Origin of the sequence: Halobacillus sp. BBL2006, assembly GCF_000786645.1 — a bacterium.
Lineage (GTDB): Bacteria > Bacillota > Bacilli > Bacillales > Halobacillaceae > Halobacillus.
Window position 1 is genome coordinate 1 of sequence record NZ_JRNX01000360.1, and the last position, 6,415, is coordinate 6,415.

Below are 6,415 nucleotides of genomic sequence, written 5' to 3' on the forward strand. Positions count from 1 at the left end.
TCCGTTTCCTTCTCCTTTTGGTTAAGTCCGATTTTTCTCCATTTCTTCTTATGACGCTAGACTCTATAAACAGAAGAGACGGAGCATTTGCAGGGCTGAAGTTCTTTGTCTGGCTACCTCATTCATGATGTTTCTGTTTCTTGCAAAGAGGTCATTGTCTTACAAAGTCATCCCTCAATCTACCCTCGATCTGTAGATCTGCCAGAGCGCCTGACCATTCCAAGGCTGTTCTCCATCCTTTTCACAGGGTTAGTGTTCCTTTACGGGCCGGCGTCTTTGTTCGTTGGAAACGAACTCGCGATGGTTGAGCCACCTAAGTTGTTTAGTAGTTGTTTTTTTGTGATCTTCTTTACACTTTTATTATACCACCTTTTGCAAAGTTTGATGGGGTAAGTTGTGTCAGAATTGTAAACGTTTTCAGTGATGGGTTTTTACTTATAGATTTTACTCTTGCCACCATTTTAAAAATGGTGGTTTTTATTTTCCAAATTATTCTTGTTAATTATGTCACAGCGCGATATAGTCATAGTGTGACATAGTTTAACAAAAGGGAAAGGTGAACGATGAAAAAGTTAACAAAAACATACATTCCCATGACAGAAACAGCTTTCTATATTCTTCTTTCTCTTACGCGTCCGCGCCATGGATACGGAATCATTAAACATGTTGATAGCATCACGAATGGGAGGATCCGGCTGGGGTCGGGCACGGTGTACGGCACCCTCATGAAAATGCAGCGTGATGGCATCATTACAATGTTTGCAGATGAAAAAAGGAAGAAGCTTTATGAAATTACAGAAGTAGGACGTTGCTTGATTAGAGAGGAATTTGCAAGAATCAAAGAATTGCACGCCAATGCACTTGCCTATGAGGAGGAGTTCGATGATTGAGAAGAAGTTCAGGCCATTCTGGAGTTATGACGTGCAGAAAACAGAAAGCTGGCTGGCAGAATTGGCAAGGGATGGGTGGAGATTGGTTCAGTTCAATTCAAAGACCCGCCAGTTTATTTTTCAAAAAAGTCAGCCAAAAAAAGTAACATATCACATCGAGTTCCAACGCTCTCATCTCTTATCTCACAGTTTAATTGAAGAAGGATGGGAGAAGGCAGTGCAATCAGGAAAATGGATAATCCTTTGCAATGAGAGGCCTTCATCTGAAATTCGTGCGTTTCCTCTTCATGAAGGTATATATAAACGAACTCGTAAGTGGATGTATCTCTACATGGCCGTCTTTGGGTATATGGTTATTTCTTCGTTATTGCCCTTATCGCTGACGATTATGTCTCTAGTATCTGGTAGTGATGTCACCATTGTAGGTAGTCCTTATTGGCTTGTAACCATTTTCGCCGCTGTAGTCTTTTGGAGTCTTGTACCTTATTCGACAATCAAACTTTATAGATCGAATCAAAGGCTGATGAATTCTCAACAAAGTATAGATCGAGCGTTGAAACAATCCAAGGCAAAGAAGGAAGTAAAGGAAGTGAGAAAGTGGAAGTTCGGCTGGCAGTTTTCCCCCGATAAATTAGAGGAATGGCTGGAGAAAATGGAGGAAGAAGGTTACCAGTTGCAACGTATTAGTTTCTCTGGCGTCCGGTATCATTTTGTCAAACATTCCTCCAGGAAGGTACGCTATGCTGTTGATTATTATAAGAAATCACACCAGCCTGGGTATTTTGATATTCACCGAGAAACTGGCTGGAGGTTGATGTTTGTTTCCAAATCAACCTTTTCTAAGTGGGCGATCTGTTCAAAGGAATATACAGAAATTCCACCGCAATTTTATAGTGATCGTGAGGAAAAAATGGATCATGCGAAGAGAGTCGCAGTCACCTTCACCTCTATCTACGGCACATTAACTTTCTTATATGTAATTAATTTCACTATGCTGTTGGATATACAAACGCATGCAGGAGTCGATCGTCTCAGCTGGATGCTTTATATAATTTATGGTGTGGTGGTAGTTGAATTCGTATGGTTGGCGATAAAGCCTATCGCCTATTATTTGCGGGTGAAGAAAAGCAAACAAATCAGCTGAAATCGTCTGGCGTCATTCTTGTGGTGAATGGCGCTTGTTTTTTGAATAGCTGTTATAGTACAAAAAAATAAGCAGCTGATGACAGCTGCTCCAAATTCATATGTTCCAATCTTATTGTTTTGTGGAATATTAGAATTATCGAGCAGGGTGGTCGCAATCATCACAAATGTTTCCGTAGCAGTCCGCTTTCTCTTCAATTACATTACCACAGCTTGTGCAGTGTTTTTTCGGCAAGTTACGGAAAAATTCAATAACATTCATCATAAGGAAGTCCCCCTTCAAATTGTTTTAATATTTTGAATGTAAAGCCATTGTATTATAACAATATGCAGAAATCAACCACCTGTTATAAAACAATGTACAATTAGGAAAAAAGAACCAGGGAGTGTTGTATAGTGAAAGTGACAGTCGTAGGCTATTGGGGCGCTTATCCCGCCTCTGGAAGTGCTACATCCGGATATTTATTTGAGTCAGGTGATTTTACCATGCTGGTGGATTGTGGCAGTGGAGTGTTATCGAGATTACAGCAGTTCAGTAAAGTGACTGATCTTGATGCAGTGATTCTCTCCCATTATCATCATGATCACATGGCTGATATCGGGCCGCTTCAATATGCGTGCCTCGTACAAAATACCTTAAATGAAACAGAAGAAGTCCTTCCTATCTATGCGCATAAAGAAGATCCAGAGAAGTTTCAACAATTGAATCACCAGTTTACGAAAGGATGTGCTTATGACCCTGATGATGCCCTGCAAGTTGGTCCTTTTACAATTGAATTTCAAAAAACCAAGCATCCGGTGCCTTGTTATGGAATGAGGATTACGGATGGGAAGGATACGGTGGTGTATACAGCGGATACGAGCTATTTTCCAGAATGGGTGGATTTTGCGAAACAGGCTGACTTATTAATTACGGATACAAATTTTTATAAAGGAATGGATGGAAAGGGAGCAGGTCATATGACAAGTTCGGAAGCTGCCACTATTGCTTCTAAGGCAGAGGTCGATACATTATGGCTCAGTCATTTACCTCACTTTGGTCAATTGACCCGTTTGAGACAGGAAGCAGAAGATGAATTCAACGGTACGATTCAACTGGCAGAAGAAGGATTAACTTGGACCAAATAAATAGGTGTAGATAAATTGTCTTATCCTGTCGAAACGATTACAATAAGGAATTAGAGACAGGAATGAGAAAGGATGAGAAGAATGCTTTTTATCGATCATGAGGGGATCAATGACCCGAGGATCAATTTAGCAATTGAAGAGTATGCGTTGAAAAACCTTGATATCAATGAAACGTATTTACTCTTCTACATCAATGAACCTTCGATCATTATTGGTAAGAATCAGAACACAGTAGAAGAGATCAATACCAACTATGTCGAAGACAACAACATCCACGTCGTACGTCGCTTGTCTGGCGGTGGAGCGGTTTATCATGATCTTGGAAACTTGAACTTCAGCTTCATAACGAAAGATGATGGAGATAGCTTTCATGATTTTGCGAAATTCACCAAGCCGGTGACGGAGGCATTGAAAAAGCTTGGCGTTAATGCTGAGTTATCCGGCCGTAATGATATTGTCGCTGAAGATGGACGTAAGATTTCGGGTAACGCTCAGTTTTCAACGCGAGGACGTATGTTCAGTCATGGGACGTTGATGCTTGATTCTGAGATTGAAAACGTTGTTTCAGCATTGAATGTCAAAACAGAAAAGATTAAGTCCAAAGGAATCAAGTCGATTCGCAGTCGTGTTGCAAACATTTCTGAATTCCTAGAAGAAAAAATTCCAATGGAGGAATTTAAGAATTTGATTCTTCGTTACATTTTCGATGTGGAAGATGTTAAGGATGTACCTCAATATAAGCTGACAGAAGAAGATTGGGAAAACATTCATCAACTTGCGGACGAACGTTATAAAAACTGGGATTGGAATTACGGTAAGTCTCCGAAATTCAATATCCAGCATACGAAGCGGATTGAGGGAGCAGGAAGCTATGATATCCGTCTTGATGTAACTAAAGGGTATATCCAGAATGCGAAGATCTTCGGTGACTTTTTCGGCGTTGGTGACATTAGTGAAATTGAAGGAGCGTTGATCGGTACGCAATATGAGCGCCAGGCTATTTCAAATGCACTTGGAGACATGGATATCTCCCATTACTTAGGGAAAATCAGCAAAGAAGACTTCTTGGATATGGTGTACTAACATGAAGAGGCCGTCCTTTGAAAGGGACGGTCTTTCTTTTATCTTTCTTGAATGTTAATTTTCAGTATATTATAATTAGAGTGAAAATTTAAAAGCATATAATGAATGACTATTCATTCATTATGCAAAGGGGGAGCAAGATTTGAATTTAAGTGAACAGCTGTCCATAACGGCTCAACAGCATCCTTCGAAGGAAGCTTACATATTTCAAGGTCAACGTGTAAGCTACCAGGAATTTGATGCATCTGTAACGAAGTTCGCCTCTAAATTATCACAGTTAGGGTATGGAAAAGGCGATCATTTAGCTTTGGTTAGTGGTAATAGTCCTTTATTTATGATTGGACTGTATGGAGCTTTACGAGCTGGTATCACCGTTATTCCAATCAATCCGACTTATACGGCCGATGAGATGAGCTATATTTTGAAAAATGGTGATGTCAAAGTAGTGATAACGATGGATGTGCTGCTTGAGAAATTTGAACATATGGACGAGCAATTAGACGTCTATCACTATTTTGTTGCTGAAACCGGCGTTGGGGTTGATTTATCAACTTCTTCATTATCCTTGAAAATGAAACCGTTTACAGAAGCTTTGGGTGAAGGAAGTCTGAATTATGAGCGTCCCACATTGGATAAAGAAGATGTAGCGGTCATTCTATACACTTCAGGAACGACCGGCAAACCAAAAGGTGCGATGTTAACTCATAACAACTTATACTCCAATGCTGTTGATGTCGCCGATTACTTGGCGATCAATTCGGAAGATCGCGTCATTGCTACTTTGCCTATGTTCCATGTATTTTGCTTAACCGTAGCTCTGAATGCTCCTCTTATGAGCGGCGGAACAGTTTTGATCGTACCTAAGTTCTCTCCTCAAGATGTATTTGCGATTGCGGAAGATTATAAGGCTACGGTTTTTGCTGGAGTTCCAACTATGTACAACTATTTATTGCAAACAGGTAAAGAGCAGACGCACACGTTCCGTAACATGCGCATTTGCGTATCCGGGGGTTCCTCATTACCAGTCTCCTTATTGAATTCATTCGAAGAGCAATTCAATGTCCGTATTTCAGAAGGGTATGGCTTGTCAGAAGCTTCACCTGTCACAGCTTTTAATCCCCTGGATCGTCCCCGGAAAGCGGGGTCAATCGGGACGAATATTAGTAACGTTGAAAATAAAGTCGTTGATGAACTCGGCGACGAGCTTCCTGTAGGAGAAGTCGGTGAATTAATAGTCAAAGGTCCGAATGTGATGAAAGGATATTACAAGCTGCCGGAGGAAACAGCTGTGACCATTCGTGATGGCTGGCTTTATACAGGGGACATGGCTCGCAAGGATGAAGAGGGTTATTTTTATATCGTTGACCGCAAAAAGGATATGATCCTTGTAGGCGGGTATAACGTGTATCCTCGTGAAGTTGAAGAGGTGCTTTACAATCATCCGGATGTGACGGAGGTTGCTGTTGTTGGTGCTCCAGACCCAGAGCTAGGGGAGACAGTCATCAGCTTTGTCGTTTCTAAAAACCCGACTCTGACTGAAGCAGAAGTCGTCGAGTATTGCCGTGAGCACTTAGCTAAGTATAAACTTCCGACTCGTGTTGAGTTCATGAGTGAATTGCCTAAAAACACAACAGGGAAGATCTTAAGGAAAAACTTGCGCGAGCAGTTAACTCAATCGTAAAAGCATTTAAATGAATGTGTGTCTCTAAAGCAATTCCGATAGTTGGAGTTGCTTTTTTTTGGTGCAATTAGCTCTTGGTATCGATTTTTCTTATTATGATAAAGCTCCCGATTGTTGAATACTCAGTTTCGAGACTTTTATGGTGACGAATGAGGGCCTGGAAACCGCTCGCTTTCCGCGAGGAAGACGGCCAGCCTCCTCGAGCTGCGCTCTGTGGGGTCTAGCCAGCCCTTCTTTTCCCGCAGGAGTCTCCCAGTTTTCAGGCCCCCATTTCAAAAATTAGAGCTCGAAACTCTCATATTGTGAAAGGAGATGGGGCGAATAGAATGGCTACGAATCCAGCGTTGCAACTGTTTCTCCTCCACAAATCGGGAAGATTATCGCAAGTATGATTTCGAGCTGTTCACTTGGTAAAAGGCGTAGGGGAATGAGGAGACTCCTAATTTAAAGGTGGATGCGCCTCGAACAGCGGCGTATGGACTGGACTGAG

The 6,415-nt window shown here is 41.4% G+C and carries 6 protein-coding genes; 5 read left to right on the top strand and 1 reads right to left on the bottom strand.

Annotated features, from left to right (window positions below; translation table 11 throughout):
• The first annotated feature begins 563 nt into the window (after positions 1–563).
• Both LD39_RS11310 and LD39_RS11315 read left to right on the top strand, forming a co-directional pair.
• Positions 564–890 (top strand): PadR family transcriptional regulator, encoded by a 327-nt coding sequence (locus tag LD39_RS11310; RefSeq protein WP_035546400.1) that lies wholly within the window; start codon positions 564–566, stop codon positions 888–890.
• On the top strand, positions 883–2,034 hold the full coding sequence (locus tag LD39_RS11315) for a DUF2812 domain-containing protein (protein WP_035546402.1): 1,152 nt from the start codon (positions 883–885) through the stop codon (positions 2,032–2,034). Before LD39_RS11310 ends, LD39_RS11315 begins: the two co-directional genes overlap by 8 nt.
• A gap of 135 nt (positions 2,035–2,169) precedes the next feature.
• Here the strand turns inward: LD39_RS11315 and yhfH are convergent, their stop codons facing one another.
• Positions 2,170–2,298, bottom strand: coding sequence for a protein YhfH (yhfH, locus tag LD39_RS22160; RefSeq protein WP_081988424.1), 129 nt, complete (start codon positions 2,296–2,298; stop codon positions 2,170–2,172).
• A gap of 131 nt (positions 2,299–2,429) precedes the next feature.
• Between yhfH and LD39_RS11320 the strand changes: the two genes are divergently transcribed.
• The 3 genes from LD39_RS11320 to LD39_RS11330 all read left to right on the top strand — a co-directional run bounded on the left by LD39_RS11320 (position 2,430) and on the right by LD39_RS11330 (position 5,925).
• Positions 2,430–3,161 (top strand): MBL fold metallo-hydrolase, encoded by a 732-nt coding sequence (locus LD39_RS11320; RefSeq protein ID WP_035546404.1) that lies wholly within the window; start codon positions 2,430–2,432, stop codon positions 3,159–3,161.
• 81 nt (positions 3,162–3,242) lie between these two features.
• Positions 3,243–4,244, top strand: coding sequence for a lipoate--protein ligase (locus LD39_RS11325; RefSeq protein WP_035546406.1), 1,002 nt, complete (start codon positions 3,243–3,245; stop codon positions 4,242–4,244).
• A gap of 142 nt (positions 4,245–4,386) precedes the next feature.
• On the top strand, positions 4,387–5,925 hold the full coding sequence (locus tag LD39_RS11330; RefSeq protein WP_035546408.1) for a fatty acid--CoA ligase family protein: 1,539 nt from the start codon (positions 4,387–4,389) through the stop codon (positions 5,923–5,925).
• The last annotated feature ends 490 nt before the right edge of the window (positions 5,926–6,415 follow it).